This window comes from Pseudomonas mosselii (assembly GCF_005796105.1).
Lineage (GTDB): Bacteria > Pseudomonadota > Gammaproteobacteria > Pseudomonadales > Pseudomonadaceae > Aquipseudomonas > Aquipseudomonas mosselii_C.
Genome location: NZ_VAUO01000015.1, coordinates 16,308 through 31,540, shown reverse-complemented (window position 1 = coordinate 31,540; position 15,233 = coordinate 16,308). Strand labels below are relative to the sequence as shown.

General features: G+C 63.5%; 13 protein-coding genes. 2 read left to right on the top strand and 11 right to left on the bottom strand.

Translation table 11 applies throughout. The features are described 5' to 3' along the window. Window positions 1-244: 244 nt before the first annotated feature. The 10 genes from pgi to dksA all read right to left on the bottom strand — a co-directional run bounded on the left by pgi (window position 245) and on the right by dksA (window position 12,789). The gene (gene pgi, locus FEM01_RS21405; RefSeq protein WP_138221457.1) at window positions 245-1,909 is read right to left on the bottom strand and encodes a glucose-6-phosphate isomerase; all 1,665 of its coding nucleotides are present in this window, start codon (window positions 1,907-1,909) and stop codon (window positions 245-247) included. 185 nt (window positions 1,910-2,094) lie between these two features. Then, the gene (panC, locus tag FEM01_RS21400) at window positions 2,095-2,958 is read right to left on the bottom strand and encodes a pantoate--beta-alanine ligase (RefSeq protein ID WP_138221456.1); all 864 of its coding nucleotides are present in this window, start codon (window positions 2,956-2,958) and stop codon (window positions 2,095-2,097) included. Then, window positions 2,955-3,755 (bottom strand): 3-methyl-2-oxobutanoate hydroxymethyltransferase, encoded by an 801-nt coding sequence (gene panB, locus FEM01_RS21395; protein ID WP_138221455.1) that lies wholly within the window; start codon window positions 3,753-3,755, stop codon window positions 2,955-2,957. Before panB ends, panC begins: the two co-directional genes overlap by 4 nt. Before the next feature lie 248 nt (window positions 3,756-4,003). Beyond that, window positions 4,004-4,486, bottom strand: coding sequence for a 2-amino-4-hydroxy-6-hydroxymethyldihydropteridine diphosphokinase (gene folK / locus FEM01_RS21390; protein ID WP_138221454.1), 483 nt, complete (start codon window positions 4,484-4,486; stop codon window positions 4,004-4,006). Then, entirely contained in the window at window positions 4,483-5,877 is a 1,395-nt protein-coding gene (locus FEM01_RS21385; RefSeq protein WP_138221453.1) for a polynucleotide adenylyltransferase PcnB, read from the bottom strand. The genes folK and FEM01_RS21385 overlap by 4 nt, the downstream gene beginning before the upstream one ends. A 753-nt stretch (window positions 5,878-6,630) precedes the next feature. Next, window positions 6,631-8,079, bottom strand: coding sequence for a sigma-54-dependent transcriptional regulator (locus FEM01_RS21380; protein ID WP_138221452.1), 1,449 nt, complete (start codon window positions 8,077-8,079; stop codon window positions 6,631-6,633). A gap of 4 nt (window positions 8,080-8,083) precedes the next feature. Next, window positions 8,084-11,059 carry a sensor histidine kinase gene (locus tag FEM01_RS21375; protein WP_171031006.1) on the bottom strand — a complete coding sequence of 992 codons (2,976 nt, stop codon included), beginning with the start codon at window positions 11,057-11,059 and terminating at the stop codon, window positions 8,084-8,086. After that, window positions 11,043-11,219, bottom strand: a complete 177-nt coding sequence (locus tag FEM01_RS21370; RefSeq protein WP_003250005.1) for a hypothetical protein — start codon at window positions 11,217-11,219, stop codon at window positions 11,043-11,045. The genes FEM01_RS21375 and FEM01_RS21370 overlap by 17 nt, the downstream gene beginning before the upstream one ends. A 168-nt stretch (window positions 11,220-11,387) precedes the next feature. Continuing rightward, window positions 11,388-12,275 carry a tRNA glutamyl-Q(34) synthetase GluQRS gene (gene gluQRS / locus FEM01_RS21365; protein WP_138221450.1) on the bottom strand — a complete coding sequence of 296 codons (888 nt, stop codon included), beginning with the start codon at window positions 12,273-12,275 and terminating at the stop codon, window positions 11,388-11,390. Window positions 12,276-12,339: 64 nt separating this feature from the next. Continuing rightward, on the bottom strand, window positions 12,340-12,789 hold the full coding sequence (gene dksA, locus FEM01_RS21360; RefSeq protein WP_138221449.1) for an RNA polymerase-binding protein DksA: 450 nt from the start codon (window positions 12,787-12,789) through the stop codon (window positions 12,340-12,342). 213 nt (window positions 12,790-13,002) lie between these two features. Here dksA and FEM01_RS21355 point away from each other — a divergent pair, with 213 nt between their 5' ends. Next, window positions 13,003-14,175 (top strand): pyridoxal phosphate-dependent aminotransferase, encoded by a 1,173-nt coding sequence (locus FEM01_RS21355; RefSeq protein ID WP_138221448.1) that lies wholly within the window; start codon window positions 13,003-13,005, stop codon window positions 14,173-14,175. After that, window positions 14,175-14,888 (top strand): DNA/RNA nuclease SfsA, encoded by a 714-nt coding sequence (gene sfsA / locus FEM01_RS21350; RefSeq protein WP_138221447.1) that lies wholly within the window; start codon window positions 14,175-14,177, stop codon window positions 14,886-14,888. The genes FEM01_RS21355 and sfsA overlap by 1 nt, the downstream gene beginning before the upstream one ends. Here the strand turns inward: sfsA and FEM01_RS21345 are convergent. Beyond that, on the bottom strand, window positions 14,878-15,195 hold the full coding sequence (locus FEM01_RS21345; RefSeq protein ID WP_138221446.1) for a Rieske (2Fe-2S) protein: 318 nt from the start codon (window positions 15,193-15,195) through the stop codon (window positions 14,878-14,880). The two genes, sfsA and FEM01_RS21345, sit on opposite strands and share 11 nt — an antisense overlap. Window positions 15,196-15,233 lie beyond the last annotated feature (38 nt).

Sequence of the window (15,233 nt, the reverse complement as noted above, 5' to 3'; positions counted from 1 at the left end):
TTGTTAGGGGCGAGGGACTGCAACGGCTATTCGATGGACAGTGTAGAAGGTGGGTGTGTTCCTGAAAGCACTGTGATCGTGTGATCAGCGCGTACCCTGTGGGAGCGGCTTTAGCCGCGAAGCAGACGACGCGGTGGATGGCACCGGCTTTGCCGGTGTTCGCGGCTGAAGCCGCTCCCACAGGCCAGTGCAAATCAGCGATTTATTTGCAGGTCCGTGAGGGCGGCGGTGCATCAGCTCGATATCAGCCGCGGTGACGCCCGCGGAAGTAGTTGATCAGGCCCTGGGTCGAGCCATCTTCGGCGCTGTCTTCCAGGCTGCCGACCAGGCGCTGGTAGACCCCCTTGCCCAACTCCTTGCCCAGCTCCACGCCCCATTGGTCGAAGGCGTTGATACCCCAGATCACGCTCTGCACGAATACCTTGTGTTCATACATCGCCACCAGCGCGCCCAGACGACGTGGGCTGATGCGCTCGACCACCAGGGTGTTGCTCGGGCGGTTGCCCGGAATGACCTTGTGCGGTGCGAGCTTGGCGATATCGGCTTCGTTCAGGCCCTTGGCGCGCAGCTCGGCTTCGGCTTCCTCACGGGTCTTTCCGAGCATAAGCGCCTGGCTTTGCGACAGGCAGTTGGCGTACAGCCACTGGTGATGGTCGGCCACCGGGTTGAAGCTGACCACCGGTACGATGAAGTCGGCCGGGATCAACTGCGTGCCTTGGTGCAGCAGCTGATGGTAGGCATGCTGGCCGTTGCAGCCGACGCCGCCCCAGATCACCGGCCCGGTGTCGGTTTTGACCGGGCTGCCATCTTGCAGCACGCTCTTGCCGTTGGACTCCATGTCCAGTTGCTGCAAGTGCTTGGTGATATTGCGCAGGTAGTGGTCGTAGGGCAGGATCGCGTGAGCCTGGGCACCCCAGAAGTTGCCGTACCACACCCCCAGCAGGGCCAGCAGTACCGGCATGTTCTTGTCGAACGGCGCGGTCTGGAAGTGCTGGTCCATGGTATAGGCGCCGGACAGCAGCTCCTTGAAGTTGGCGGTGCCGATGGCCAGGGCGATTGGCAGGCCGATGGCCGACCACAGCGAGTAGCGCCCCCCCACCCAGTCCCACATCGGGAAGATGTTCTCTTCGCGGATGCCGAAGGCCACCGCTGCGGCCTTGTTGCTCGACACGGCAATGAAGTGGCGATACAACTCGGCTTCCGAACCGCCCTGGGCCAGATACCAGGTACGCGCGGCCATGGCGTTCTTCAGGGTCTCGAGGGTGTTGAACGACTTCGACGAGACGATGAACAGGGTGGTTTCGGCGCGCAAGTTGGCCGACAGCTCATGGAATTCACTGCCGTCGATATTGGCCAGGTAGTGGCAGCGTACGCCGCGCTGGGCATAGGGCAGCAGGGCCTCGGAAACCAGCTCGGGGCCCAGGAACGAGCCACCGATGCCGATGTTCACCACGTCGGTGATTGGCTTTTCGCTGTAGCCGCGCCACAGGCCATCGTGGATGCGCCCGACCAGTTCGGTGATCTGGTTGAGTACCTTGTGCACGTCGGGCATCACGTTGACGCCGTTGACGCTCAGCTTGTCGCCGACCGGGCGGCGCAGGGCGGTGTGCAGCACTGGGCGGCCTTCGGAGGCGTTGATGATCTCGCCGCTGAACATCGACTTGATGGCGTCGCCCAGTTCGACTTCAGTGGCCAGGTTGACCAGCAGCTCGCGGGCTTTTTCGTCGATGAGGTTCTTCGAGTAGTCGAGGAACAGCCCGCAGCAGCTCAGGGAAAATTGTTCGAAGCGCTTGCTGTCGGCGGCGAAGGCTTCGCGCATGCTGAAGCCCTGCATGGCGTCGCGGTGTTGCTGAAGCGCCTGCCAGGCAGGCAGCGCCGTCACATCGTGGGGTGTACGGTAATACGCCATTGCGGATGGTTTCCTTGGTGCATGGTCAGGCTATGACACTGGCAACCTTTGCCAGTTGCAAGCTGCTCATTATAGGCATTGGTCGCAAGGCGGGAATGGCCAGGGTGAGGCGGCGGATGAAATTTTCCTGCCAGCTGGCGCGATCAGTGTAGGCGCGGCACGCGGCCGCGCCTACACGGTGTACCTCAGGCGGTCGGGGCTGCCAGGTGCAGGTACAGGTTGTCGATCAGGCGCGTGTTACCCAGGTACGCGGCCGCGATCACCACCAGGTCACGGTCATCGAGTTGCGCCGGGCGCAGGGTCAGGGCATGGCGCACTTCCAGGTAGTCCTTGCGAAACCCTGCGGCCTCCAGATGCGCCTGGCCCTCGGCAAGCAGCGCGTCGAAGTCGCGTCGGCCATGGCGGATCGCTTCGGCGATGCTGCCCAGTACGCGGTACAGTGCAGGCGCGGCAGCACGCTGTTCTGCGCTTAGGTAACCATTGCGCGACGACAGCGCCAGGCCGTCTTCGGCACGCACGGTCGGCTCGCCGATGATCTGGATCGGCATGTTCAGGTCGCGCACCATCGCGCGGATCACCGCCAGTTGCTGGAAGTCTTTCTCGCCGAACACCGCCAGGTCGGGCTGGACCATGTTGAACAGCTTGCTGACCACGGTCGCTACACCCTCGAAGTGCCCTGGGCGGCTGGCGCCGCACAGGCCTTCGGACAACTGTGGCACGCTGACCCGGGTCTGTACGGCCATGCCGTCGGGGTACATTTCTTCGACGCTGGGGGCGAACAGCAGGTGGCAGCCGGCCTGGAGCAGTGTTTCCTGGTCGGCGGCGAGGGTGCGTGGGTACTTGTCGAGGTCTTCGCCGGCACCGAATTGCAGCGGGTTGACGAAGATGCTCGCCACCACGAAGTCGGCACGTTGGGCGGCCTTGGTCACCAGGGCGGCATGCCCGCTGTGCAGGTTGCCCATGGTCGGCACGAAGCCGATGCGCTTGCCCTCGCCTCGGGCGCGCGCCACGGCAGCGCGCAGTTCACGGACGGTCTTGACGGTATTCATGCGCTGAACCCATGTTCGCTGGCGGGGAAACTGACGTCTTTCACAGCCTGTACGTAGGCCGCCAGGGCACTCTGGATATCGGGTTGGCCGTGCATGAAGTTCTTCACGAATTTCGGCACGTGGCCACTGAGCGACAGCCCGAGCATGTCGTGCAGCACCAGCACCTGGCCATCGGTCGCGCTGCCTGCGCCGATACCGATGACCGGAATGCCTACCGCCTGGGTGATTTCGGCGGCCAGCTCGCTGGGCACGCATTCGAGCAGCAGCATCGCTGCGCCGGCCTGCTCCAGGGCGATGGCGTCGGCGCGCATCTGCCGCGCCTGGGCTTCCTGGCGACCTTGGACCTTGTAGCCGCCAAGCACATTCACGGTCTGTGGCGTGAGGCCCATGTGCGCACAAACCGGTACACCACGCTCGGCTAGCCGTCCAATAGTGTCGGCCAACCACGCTGCACCCTCGATCTTGACCATGTGCGCGCCTGCGCGCATCAGTTGGGCGGCGTTGGCGAAGGCGTGTTCGGGGGTGGCGTGGGCCATGAACGGCAGGTCGGCGAGGATCAGTGCACCTGTGTTACCACGTTTGACGCAGGCGGTGTGGTAGGCCATGTCGTCGTTGTCGACCGGCAGGGTGCTGTCATGGCCTTGCAGGACCATGCCCAGCGAGTCGCCCACCAGCAACACTTCGACGCCGGCTGCGCTGGCGGCCTTGGCGAAGGTGGCGTCATAGCAGGTCAGCATGGTGATTTTTTCACCCTTGGCCTTCAGGCCATTGAGGGTGGTCAGGGTTACTTCAGGCATGTAGGGGCATCCTCGTTCAGGCGCTGTGAAAGACGACTGCGTACAACGCGTGTATTCATCAATCGGAGCGGCACATCATCGTTGTGATGTTCGGGCACAGGTCCGTCCGGGCCTAAATGGGTGATAGCGGCGGGTTGGTGCCGCGGGACGCTTATAGTCGTGAGCGAGGTGGGGGAAGTCAATGACCCTGTTACCGCATTGTTACGGCAGGGGTGTTACTGGCGTTACCGCTGTCTGAAACGCCCGAATTACAGGCGTTCCAGGCCGACGAACGGGCAGTCTTGAAGCATTTGCGCGAGACTGCGGCCATCGGCAAGGCGGAAGCTTTCCGGGACCAGCTCGGCAAGCGGGTAGAGCACGAACGGGCGGGCATGCATGTGGTAGTGCGGCACTTTCAGGCGCGGCAGGTCGATGACCTGGTCACCGAACAACAGCACGTCGAGGTCCAGCGTACGCGGGCCCCAGCGCTCTGCGCGCACACGGCCCTGGTCGTTTTCGATGGCTTGCAGGGCGTCCAACAGGGCCAGTGGCGCGAGCGCGGTGTCGATCGCGGCCACCGCGTTGGTGTAACGCGGCTGGCCCGGCAACAGCGAGTCGCTGGTGTACAGCGCCGAGGCCGCCACCAGGCGGCTGCCTTCGATCAGGTCGAGGGCCTGCAGGGCGCTGCGCAACTGTTCGGCCGGCGCATCGAGGTTGCTGCCCAGGCCGATGAAGGCTCGGGTGGTGTTCAATCCCAGGCCTGCTCGTCGTCACGCTTGCGTTTACTGCCACTGCGCTTGCGCTTGCGTGGACCGGTGCCTGGGGCGGCGGCCTCGTCACGGCTGCCCAGCTCGCGGATCATCTCGCGGCGTTCGCTGTCGTTGGCATCCTGGTAGTCGGTCCACCACTGGCCCAGCGCGTCGGTCTGCTCACCGGCGCTTTCACGCAGCAGCAGGAAGTCGTAGCCGGCGCGAAAGCGTGGGTTGTCCAGCAACATGTCGGCGCGCTTGCCGCTGCGCCGTGGCAGGCGCTCCTGCATGTCCCAGATCTCGCGGATCGGCAGGGTGAAGCGCTTGGGAATCGCGATACGCTGGCACTGCTCGGCGATCAGGTCGTGAGCCGCGCCGTTCATGGCTGGAATCGGCGGCACGCCTTGGCTCTGCAAGTACAGCACGCGGCTTGGCAGGGCCGGCCACAGCAGGGCGGCGAACAGGAACGCCGGGGTCACCGGCTTGCCCTGCTTGACGCGCAGGTCGGTGTTGGCCAGCGCCTGGCTGATCAGGGTATGGGTGTAGGTCGGGCGCTCTTCCAGGGCATGGCTGCTGGCTGGGAAAAGGGGCTCGAACAGGTTCAGGTCGACCAGCATCTCGAAGGTGATCGCGCCCTGGCCGTTGAGGAACAGCTTGAGGCTCTCTTCGAACAGGCGGGCTGGCGGGATATCCCGCAGCATGCGCGCCAAGTCGCGGATCGGTGCTACGGTGTGCTTCTCGATGCCGAAGTCCAGCTTGGCGGCGAAACGCACGGCTCGCAGCATGCGCACCGGGTCTTCCTGGTAGCGGTGCGTCGGGTCGCCGATCAGGCGCAGCAGGCGGTTGCGAACGTCGTGGATGCCATTGGCGTAATCGAGGATGCGCTCGCTGACCGGGTCGTAATACAGCGCGTTGATGGTGAAGTCGCGGCGCTGCGCGTCTTCTTCCAGGGTGCCGTAGACGTTGTCGCGCAGAATGCGGCCGCTGGCATTGTGCGAGGAGCGGTGGCTGTCGGCCTGGTCCTCGTCCGAGTGCGGCGCGCGGAAGGTCGCGACCTCGATGATCTCGCGACCGAAATGCACGTGGACCAGCTTGAAGCGCCGGCCGATGATGCGGGCATTGCGGAATTCGGCGCGCACCTGCTCTGGCGTAGCGCTGGTGGCGACATCGAAGTCCTTGGGCGTGATGCCCAGCAGCAGGTCGCGTACGCAACCGCCAACCAGGTAGGCCTCGTAACCGGCCGACTGCAAGCGCTCGACGATGCTCACGGCATGGCGGCTGAACTGGCTGCGTTGCAGCGAGTGCTGGCTCTTGTTGATCACTTCAGGCGTGGTGCGCCTGTGGTGTTGGCCCCGGACGGGCGGGCGGAAAGACTGGAACAGCTTCTTCAGCATGGGATGCACTGTTTGAAGGAATGTTCGGCCAAGGGTATGAGAATGGCCGCATGATGGGCGGGGATTCTAGCATTTACTGGGGGAATGGTGTAGGCGGTGTGCCAAGGGGCATCGCAGAGAGGGAGAAACGACATGGGGAGCCTAAGCTCCCCATCAAGTCGTTGTGTGCTCTTATTATTTTTTTGCTGGGCTTCTTGTTTTTGTTGAGTGCCCTGTTCACAAATCTCGAAGCTTGTGAACGACCCCCAAACCGGGGGTTAAGAGCAAACGGATTGCTTTGGTCGCCGAGATAATGCTGACCTTACGGTCCAATCAGTTCAGGTGCTGCTTTTAAGTGCAGTTTTTGTTGTTCTCTGCCTGATCGTGGGGCAAGCCCCAAACACAACTCCTCTCCAAAACAATCAGTTAGCTGCGCCTCCGCCATCTTGTTCTTATTGTGCGTGAGCCGTTTCGTCTTGTTCTTATTCTGAGTTGCAGTGCTTGTTATTGTTCTTGTGCCAAACATATAGCAGGTGCCGTGCCAACTTTTGAAAGTCCAATGAAACCGGGGGTTCTGGCGATTTTGACGGCTGTCGGTGCCGGGCAAATGTAGAAATTTCGTTACCGTACGCCTCGTGCGCTGTTACGCCGCAGGGCAGAGGTAACAGATTTTTGCGGGCGCTGGCTTGTGTTACCGGCGCCCAAACGCAGCGCGGGGCAAGGCGCGTCGGCGTACCGATGCGACTTGCCCCGCGCGAGGGACGTGGCGTTGTGTCAGTTGTCGCTGGTGGCGTTGCTCTTGCGACGTGGAATGCCCAGGCGCTGGCGGCGCTCCCACAGGCATTTGCGGCTTACACCCAGCTTGCGGGCCAGTTCCGTCTCGGTCATGTGATCTTGGTGTTCGAGTACGAAGTGTTGGAAGTAGTCCTCCAGCGACAGGTCCTCGGTGGGCTCATGGCTGGCATTGTTGGCGCCGCCTGCGGCCAACGGGGGCAAGTTGTCCAGGCCGTCGTCGTCCTCGAGGTCCGCCAGCTCGATGTCGATGCCCAGCAGGTCGGCGGAAATCTCCGCGCTCTCGCTGAGGATCACCGCGCGCTCCACGGCGTTCTCCAGCTCGCGCACGTTACCTGGCCAACTGTAGTGACGGATGGCCTGTTCGGCGTCGTGCGAGAAGTGCAGGTCGTCACGGCCAATGCGCGCGCTCTGGCGAGCCAGGAAGGCGCTGGCGATCTCCAACACGTCGCTGCCACGTTCGCGCAGGGCCGGCAACTTGAGGGCGATCACATGCAGGCGGTAATACAGGTCTTCGCGGAACTGGCCGGCCTTGGCGAGGTTCTTCAGGTCGCGGTGGGTCGCGGCGATCAGACGCACATCGACCTTTTGCGACTGCACCGAGCCGACCCGGCGAATCTCGCCTTCCTGCAACACGCGCAGCAGGCGGGCTTGCGCTTCGAGTGGCAGCTCGCCGATTTCGTCAAGGAACAGCGTGCCACCGTCGGCGGCTTCGACCAAACCGGCACGCCCGGCGCTGGCGCCAGTGAATGCGCCTTTTTCGTGGCCGAACAGTTCGGACTCGATCAAGGTTTCTGGAATCGCCGCGCAGTTCACCGAAATCATCGGTGCCTTGGCCCGCCGCGACAGGTTGTGCAGGGCCCGGGCCACCAGCTCTTTACCGGTGCCCGACTCGCCCTGGATGAGCACGTTGGAGTCGGTGGGCGCAACCTTGCGGATCTTGACGTACAGCTCCTGCATCGGTGCGCACGAGCCAATGATGCCGATCTCGCCGTTGGCGGCGGCCGGTGCGGGTTTTTCAGCAGCGGCCTTGCCATTGCTGGCGCGGGCTTCAGGGGCCGATCCTGGGGCCGGGGCGTTTTGCCGATCACGCAGGATGCGCGCCACCGCCTGAAGCATCTCGTCGTGGTCGAAGGGTTTGGCGATGTAGTCCACCGCGCCCATTTTCATTGAGTCCACGGCCGAGCGCAGGCTGGCATAGCTGGTCATGATCAGCACCGGCGTGCCCATGCCGAGCTTGATCAGCTCGGTGCCCGGTGCGCCAGGCAGACGCAGGTCGCTGACGATCAGGTCGAAGGTGGCAATGCTGAAGCGTTCCTGGGCTTCCTGCACCGAGCCGGCTTCGCTGACCTGGTACTGGTTGCGTTCGAGCAAGCGGCGCAAGGCCGAACGGATGATGGTTTCGTCTTCGACGATCAGAATGTGCGGCATTGATTCAATTCTCTCGACGGTCTCGAATTTCAGGGGACGTCGCTACGACATGCCGGGGCAGGGTCACGCGGATCCGGGTACCACGCTGGCGCTGGATATCGGCCGGGCTGTCGATGGTGATTTGCCCATAATGCTCTTCCACGATGGAATAGACCAGAGCGAGCCCCAGTCCGGTGCCTTCGCCTGGGTCCTTGGTGGTGAAGAAGGGCTCGAACAGGCGGTCCATGATGTTCTTCGGGATACCACTGCCTTCGTCTTCGACGATCAGGTCGATGGTGTGCTCGCTGCTTTCAGTGCGCACGCGCACGGCGCTGCCTGCGGGCGAGGCGTCGCGGGCGTTGGACAGCAGGTTGATGAGGACCTGGGCCAGGCGTTGGGGATCGCCCTCGACCCAGTGGTCCGGGTTGCACAGGTTGAAGAACTGCACTTCGAAATTGCGCCGGTTCAACGCCAGCAGGCCAATCGCGTCCTGCGCCACTTCGGCCAGGCACACCGGTTCTTCGCTGTTCTGCTGGCTGCCGCCGGCATGCGCGAAGCTCATCAGGGACTGAACGATGCGTGACACCCGCTTGGTCTGTTCCAGGATCTGACTGGACAGCTCGATGATCTCGCCGTCGTCTTCGCGTTCTTCGCGCAGGTTCTGGGCCAGGCACGCGATGCCGGTGATCGGGTTGCCGATCTCGTGGGCCACGCCGGCTGCCAGGCGACCAATGCTGGCCAGGCGTTCGGAGTGCACCAGCTTGTCTTCCAGTGCCTGGGTTTCGGTGAGGTCCTCCACCAGCAGCACCAGGCCGCTGTTACCGGGTGCCAGCGGCTCGTCGATGGCGGCCTTGTGCAGGTTCAGCCAGCGCGGCTGGCCGTCGAGGGCCAGGCGTTGCTTGTGCAGGTGCTCGTCGGGCAGGTTGATGAAACCTTGCAGCAGGCCGCGCCACGGGTCGGCGATGGTCACCAGGCGCGAGCCGACCACATGCTTGGCGGCGATGCCGGTCAGTTCTTCCATCGCTTTGTTCCACATCAGGATCTCTTGGTCCTTGGCCAGCGAGCACACGCCCATGGGCAGTTCCTGCAAGGTCTGGCGGTGGTAGCGGCGCAACGCGTCGAGTTCGGCGGCAAGGCCGGTCAGGCGCGAGTGGTAGTCCTCAAGGCGGCTTTCGATGAAGTGGATGTCCTCGGTAACGTAGTTTTCGTTACCGGACTTGTATGGCAGGAAGGTTTCGACCATGTCCTGGGCGACGCTTGGGCCCATCAGGCCGGACAGATTGGCCTCGATGCGATCGCGCAGACGGCGCAGGGCATAGGGACGACGCTCGTCGAAGGGCAGGTAGAGGTCACGCAGCGCCTGCTCGACCTCTTTCTGCGCCGCCTTGGCGCCCAGCGGTTTGGCCAGTTGTGTGGCGAACTCTTGCGGGGAAGCGGCATGCAGCTCACGGCGCTGCGGGCGACGCACGTTGTCCACCGCGCAGGCCTCGGCGGCACTGGCCTCTTCGCTGCTGGCGTTGGTGAACAGCGAGATCAGCGTGAACAACAGCACGTTGACTGCCAGCGAGCCGATAGCAGCCATGTGCCAACTGGTATCGTCGAGGACGTAGATCACATCCAACATGGGGATGTAGAAGCCCTGCAGGTTGCCCAGCAGCGGCAGGAGCATGGTCAGCATCCAGACCAGCATGCCGGCCAGCAGCCCGGCGATGAAGCCGCGTCGGTTAGCGGTCGGCCAGTACAGCACCGAAAGCACGCCGGGCAGGAACTGCAGGGTCGCGACGAACGCGACGATGCCCATGTTGGCCAGGCTCTGGTGATTGTTCTGGGTCAGGTAGAAGACGAAACCGGCGGTGATGATCGCCACGATTAATGCGCGGCGGGTCCATTTCAGCCAACGATAGATGTTGCCTTCGGCTGGGGGCTGGTAGAGCGGCAGCACCAGATGGTTCAGGGCCATGCCCGAGAGCGCGAGGGTGGTGACGATGATCAGGCCACTGGCTGCCGACAGCCCGCCGACGTAGGCCAGTAGCGCCAGGGCTTCGTTGTTGGCGGCAATCCCCAGTCCCAGGGTGAAGTATTCGGGATTGGTGCTTGCGCCCAGGCGTAGTCCGGCCCACAGCACCAGCGGCACGGCCAGGCTCATCAGCAGCAGGAACAGTGGCAGGCCCCAGCTGGCGCTGACCAGCGAGCGCGGGCTGAGGTTTTCGGTGAAGGCCATGTGGTACATGTGCGGCATGACGATCGCCGAGGCGAAGAACACCAGCAGCAGCGTGCGCCACGGGCCTTCCTGCAGCGGTGTGTGCAGGGCGGCGAGGGCAGTCTGGTTCTGTAGCAGCCACACTTCCAGCTCGTGGGGGCCGCCGAATACCCCATACAACGCGTACAGGCCGATCCCGCCGAGTGCCAGCAGCTTGATCACCGACTCGAAGGCGATGGCGAACACCAGTCCTTCGTGTTTTTCCCGGGTGGCGATATGCCGCGAGCCGAAGAAAATCGTGAACAGCACGATCAGCACGCAAAACGCGAATGCCACCCGTGCCTTGACCGGCTCGCCGGTCAGGATGCTGATGGAGTCAGCCACCGCCTGGATTTGCAGCGCCAGCAGCGGGAGCACGCCGATCAGCATGAAAATGGTGGTCAGCGCGCCCGCCCAGGTGCTGCGGAAGCGAAACGCGAGCAGATCGGCCAGCGAGGAGAGCTGGTAGGTCCGGGTGATCTTGAGGATCGGGTAGAGCAGCACCGGCGCCAGCAGGAAGGCGCCCGACACGCCCAGGTAGCAGGCGAGGAAGCCATAGCCGTACTGGTAAGCCAGGCCCACCGAGCCATAAAAGGCCCAGGCACTGGCATAAACGCCCAGCGACAAGGTGTAGGTCAGGGGGTGGCGGATGACTGCGCGCGGGATCAGTCCGCGTTCGCTGATCCAGGCCACGCTGAACAGCACCAGCAGGTAGGCGGCGCTGATCAGAATCATCTGGGTCAGGCTAAAGCTCATCGGCATCTCGTTGGCTCTGCAGGATGAAGGTGACGACGATCAGGATCAGCCAGAGCAGGTAGGGGCGATACCAGGCTCCGGTCGGCTCGATCCACCAGTCCATGATGGCCGGGGAGAACAGGTAGATCCCCACGACCAGAAGCAGGACCAAGCGATAGATATACATGTTGGCCTCGATGGTTAGGCGCTGCGGGCTTGGCGTTATTATTGGCGCAATTGGCGCAGGCGAGGTTAGCGGGAATCGGTACGCTTGGCCAAGGGTTTGAAATGTTTGGGCTTTTGATTGTTTGGCGGTGACGTGTGCGTGCAGGCCGGCGAACCGGCCGCTGCGGTCTCAGTGCAAATCCGCCTCGGGCACTGTCAGTTGCCGGGCAATACGCTCAGGCTGCCAGCGCTGGCGCGCCACCGCCAGTACTTCGGCGGGGCTGGCGCTTTGCAGCTGCGCCTCGGTCGTCTGGCCGAGGGCTCGCAGTGCCCGCAGCAACAGCGGCGTGGCCTGATCTGCCTCGAGCGGCGGCGAGCGGTAGGACTTGCCCAACTTGTGCCCGTCCGGCTGGGTGATCAGCGGAATATGCAGGTAGCGCGGCTGCGAGAAACCCAGCAGCTCTTGCAGATAGAGCTGGCGTGGGGTGTTGTCCAGCAGGTCGGCGCCGCGCACGATATCGGTCACGCCTTGCCAGGCATCGTCCAGCACCACTGCCAGCTGGTAGGCGTACAGCCCGTCGCGCCGCTGGATGACGAAATCACCGATGTCGCGGCCCAAGTGCTGCTCGAAATGGCCCTGTACCCGGTCTTCGAAGCGGTAGATCAGCTCGGGGACCCGCAGGCGGATCGCTGCCCCTTCCCGTGGGTGCCCAGCGTTGCGGCACAGACCTGGGTAGATCCCAGCATGCCCTTCGAGCTGTTTACGCGAGCAGGTACAGGCGTAGGCCAGCCCCAGGTTGAACAAGCGATCGACCACCGCCGCATACGCGTCGTGCCGCTGACTCTGGCACACCACTTCGCCGTCCCATTCCAGGCCATAGCGCTCCAGGGTTTGCAGGATTGCGTCGCGTGCGCCGGGCATCTCGCGGGGTGGGTCGGTGTCTTCCAGGCGCAGCAGCCAGCGGCCACCCACGGCGCGGGCGTCGAGCCAGGAGGCGAGGGCGGCGACCAGCGAGCCGAAATGCAGGAAGCCACTGGGGGTGGGGGCGAAGCGTCCGATGTAGCGGGAGTCGGTCATGGGCTGCACAGCTATATAAATGAAAACGGGGCGCATGATGCGCCCCGTTCGGATGAGGAAAGGGTCAGCCTTTGCCGACGGTCTTTTCCTTTTTCTCCGCGATTTCCTTGCAGTCGAAGCACAGATCGGCGGTCGGGCGTGCCTCGAGACGGCGCAGGCCGATCTCGACGCCGCAGGAGTCGCACCAGCCGTAGTCGCTGTCCTTTTCCTTGATCTTGTCGAGGGTCTTGTCGATTTTCTTGATCAGCTTGCGCTCGCGATCGCGGTTGCGCAGCTCAAGGGCGAACTCTTCTTCCTGGCTGGCACGGTCGGCCGGGTCTGGGAAGTTGGCGGCTTCGTCCTTCATGTGGTCTACGGTGCGATCCACACTGACCATCAGCTCGCCTTTCCAGGCGCTGAGCAGTTTGATGAAGTGCTTTTTCATGGGCTCGCCCATGTACTCTTCACCCTTGGTCTCTACGTAGGGTTCGACACCGTACATGGTCTGGGCTTTTTGCTTTTCTACGGTGGACATGAATAGACCGCCTCTCACTCATCTGATCCAATGCGCAGGCTTGCTTCCATCTCCGGCACCCGCCGGCCCTGCGACTGCGAGCCGCCGAACTTACCAGATAGATCCGGGGTGCGCTACCCCGCGCTATGCCTGCTATTGACAGCGGCGTGAGCCGCACGTTCGCAGGTGCGCACGGGTAGAATCACCAGTCTAGACCCAAATGAGAGAAGGCCCATGGCTCAGCCACACAGCGCGCGCAGTCGCGCTATCGAACCCTTTCACGTCATGGCACTGCTGGCGCGTGCCAATGAATTGCAGGCTGCAGGCCATGATGTGATCCATCTCGAGATCGGCGAGCCGGATTTCACCACCGCTGCGCCCATCGTCGCCGCAGGCCAGGCTGCGTTGGCTGCCGGACACACGCGCTACACCGCAGCCCGTGGCCTGCCGGCGTTGCGCGAAGCCATCGCGGGCTTCTATGGTCAGCGCTATGGCGTAGACCTGGACCCCGAGCGGGTACTGATCACCCCCGGTGGCTCAGGCGCCCTGCTGCTGGCCAGCAGCCTGTTGGTCGATCCGGGTAAACACTGGCTGCTGGCTGACCCGGGGTATCCGTGCAACCGCCATTTCCTGCGCCTGGTCGAAGGCGGTGCGCAGCTGGTGCCGGTCGGACCGGAAGTCAACTACCAGCTCACCGCCGATCTGGTACAGCGCCACTGGGACAAGGACACCGTCGGCGCCCTGGTGGCCTCGCCGGCCAATCCCACCGGGACGGTGCTCGACCGCGAGCAGCTGGCCAGTTTGTCCCAGGCCACCCGTGAGCGGCATGGCCATCTGGTGGTGGACGAGATCTACCACGGCCTGACCTACGGTATGGACGCACCCAGCGTGCTGGAAGTGGATGACCAGGCGTTCGTCCTCAATAGTTTTTCCAAGTATTTCGGGATGACCGGTTGGCGTCTGGGATGGCTGGTCGCGCCACCTTCGGCAGTCGGCGATTTGGAGAAGCTGGCGCAGAACCTCTACATCAGTGCCCCGAGCATGGCCCAGCACGCGGCGTTGGCGTGCTTCCAGCCCGACACCTTGGCGATTCTCGAAGCGCGCCGCGCCGAGTTCGGCCTGCGTCGGGACTACCTGCTGCCAGCTTTGCGTGAGTTGGGCTTCGGCATCGCCGTCGAGCCTCAGGGAGCCTTTTATCTGTATGCCGATATCAGCGCGTTCGGCGACGATGCCTTCGCGTTCTGCCGGCACTTCCTGGAAACCGAACATGTGGCGTTTACCCCGGGGCTGGATTTCGGGCGCCATCAAGCCGGTCACCACGTTCGGTTTTCCTACACCCAGAGCCTGCCGCGCCTGGAAGAGGCGGTGCAGCGCATCGCCCGTGGCCTGCGCAGCTGGCAAGGCTGATGGAGTTCTTTCCAGCACTGGAACACGCGCGGCTGCTGCGCCGCTACAAGCGCTTTCTCGCCGACATCGAGCTGGCCAACGGTGAGCAACTGACCATCCACTGCCCTAACACCGGCTCCATGCTCAACTGCATGCGTGAGGGCGGGCAGGTGTGGTTCAGTCGCTCCACCGACCCCAAGCGCAAGCTGCCCGGCACCTGGGAAATCAGCGAGACGCCGCAGGGGCGCCTGGCCTGCGTCAACACCGGGCGGGCCAATGCGTTGGTGGAGGAGGCCTTGCGCGCTGGGGTGATCACCGAGCTTGCCGGGTTCACGGCGCTACGGCGTGAAGTGGCCTATGGCGAGGAGCGCAGTCGCATCGACTTCTACCTGACGTTCGAGGACGGCCCAGCGTATGTCGAGGTCAAGAGCGTCACCCTCGGTTATCCCGACACCGCTGTGGCGGCGTTTCCAGATGCGGTCACCCAGCGCGGTGCCAAGCATTTGCGTGAACTGGCGGCGCTGGCTCGACAGGGCATTCGTGCGGTGCAGTTGTACTGCGTGAACCTGACCGGCATCGAGGCGGTGCGACCGGCGGATGAGATCGATCCCGCCTATGCGCAAGCGTTGCGCGAGGCGGTGGCGCAGGGGGTCGAGGTATTGGCCTACGGCGCTCGCCTGGATGCCACCGGTATCGTCATCGACCGCCGCCTGCCGGTGCTGCTTACAGCATGAGCCAGATGCCTTGTCTGTCTTCGCGGCAGTCCAGGGCCTCCAGCCATTCGCCGGTGCAGGGGCCGGTGACGCATTCGCCGCTGGCAATGATGAATTGCGCACCATGGTGGGCGCATTGGATCAACTTGCCGCTGGCGTCGAGCACACCTTCGGCGTTCCAGTTCAGGGCGATGCCACGGTGCGGACAGCGGTTGCGATAGAGGTATACCGAGCCGTTGTGGCGCACGCCGAACAGTGACAAGTCGGCGACGGCGAATGCGCGGCTTTGACCTTCGGCGAGGGCGGCGCTGGGGCAGAGGTAGTGCATTAAAGGCTTCTTAATAGTGTGTGGCTTGACGCTTCAAT

What these genes read in the sequence shown, in the direction of transcription:
- dksA (WP_138221449.1), bottom strand. Translation starts at nt 12,789, where the DNA reads ATGTCCACCGTAGAAAAGCAAAAAGCCCAGACCATGTACGGTGTCGAA.
- pgi (WP_138221457.1), bottom strand. Translation starts at nt 1,909, where the DNA reads ATGGCGTATTACCGTACACCCCACGATGTGACGGCGCTGCCTGCCTGG.
- panC (WP_138221456.1), bottom strand. Translation starts at nt 2,958, where the DNA reads ATGAATACCGTCAAGACCGTCCGTGAACTGCGCGCTGCCGTGGCGCGC.
- FEM01_RS21370 (WP_003250005.1), bottom strand. Translation starts at nt 11,219, where the DNA reads ATGTATATCTATCGCTTGGTCCTGCTTCTGGTCGTGGGGATCTACCTG.
- FEM01_RS21345 (WP_138221446.1), bottom strand. Translation starts at nt 15,195, where the DNA reads ATGCACTACCTCTGCCCCAGCGCCGCCCTCGCCGAAGGTCAAAGCCGC.
- FEM01_RS21355 (WP_138221448.1), top strand. Translation starts at nt 13,003, where the DNA reads ATGGCTCAGCCACACAGCGCGCGCAGTCGCGCTATCGAACCCTTTCAC.
- sfsA (WP_138221447.1), top strand. Translation starts at nt 14,175, where the DNA reads ATGGAGTTCTTTCCAGCACTGGAACACGCGCGGCTGCTGCGCCGCTAC.
- gluQRS (WP_138221450.1), bottom strand. Translation starts at nt 12,275, where the DNA reads ATGACCGACTCCCGCTACATCGGACGCTTCGCCCCCACCCCCAGTGGC.
- FEM01_RS21380 (WP_138221452.1), bottom strand. Translation starts at nt 8,079, where the DNA reads ATGCCGCACATTCTGATCGTCGAAGACGAAACCATCATCCGTTCGGCC.
- panB (WP_138221455.1), bottom strand. Translation starts at nt 3,755, where the DNA reads ATGCCTGAAGTAACCCTGACCACCCTCAATGGCCTGAAGGCCAAGGGT.
- FEM01_RS21375 (WP_171031006.1), bottom strand. Translation starts at nt 11,059, where the DNA reads ATGCCGATGAGCTTTAGCCTGACCCAGATGATTCTGATCAGCGCCGCC.
- FEM01_RS21385 (WP_138221453.1), bottom strand. Translation starts at nt 5,877, where the DNA reads ATGCTGAAGAAGCTGTTCCAGTCTTTCCGCCCGCCCGTCCGGGGCCAA.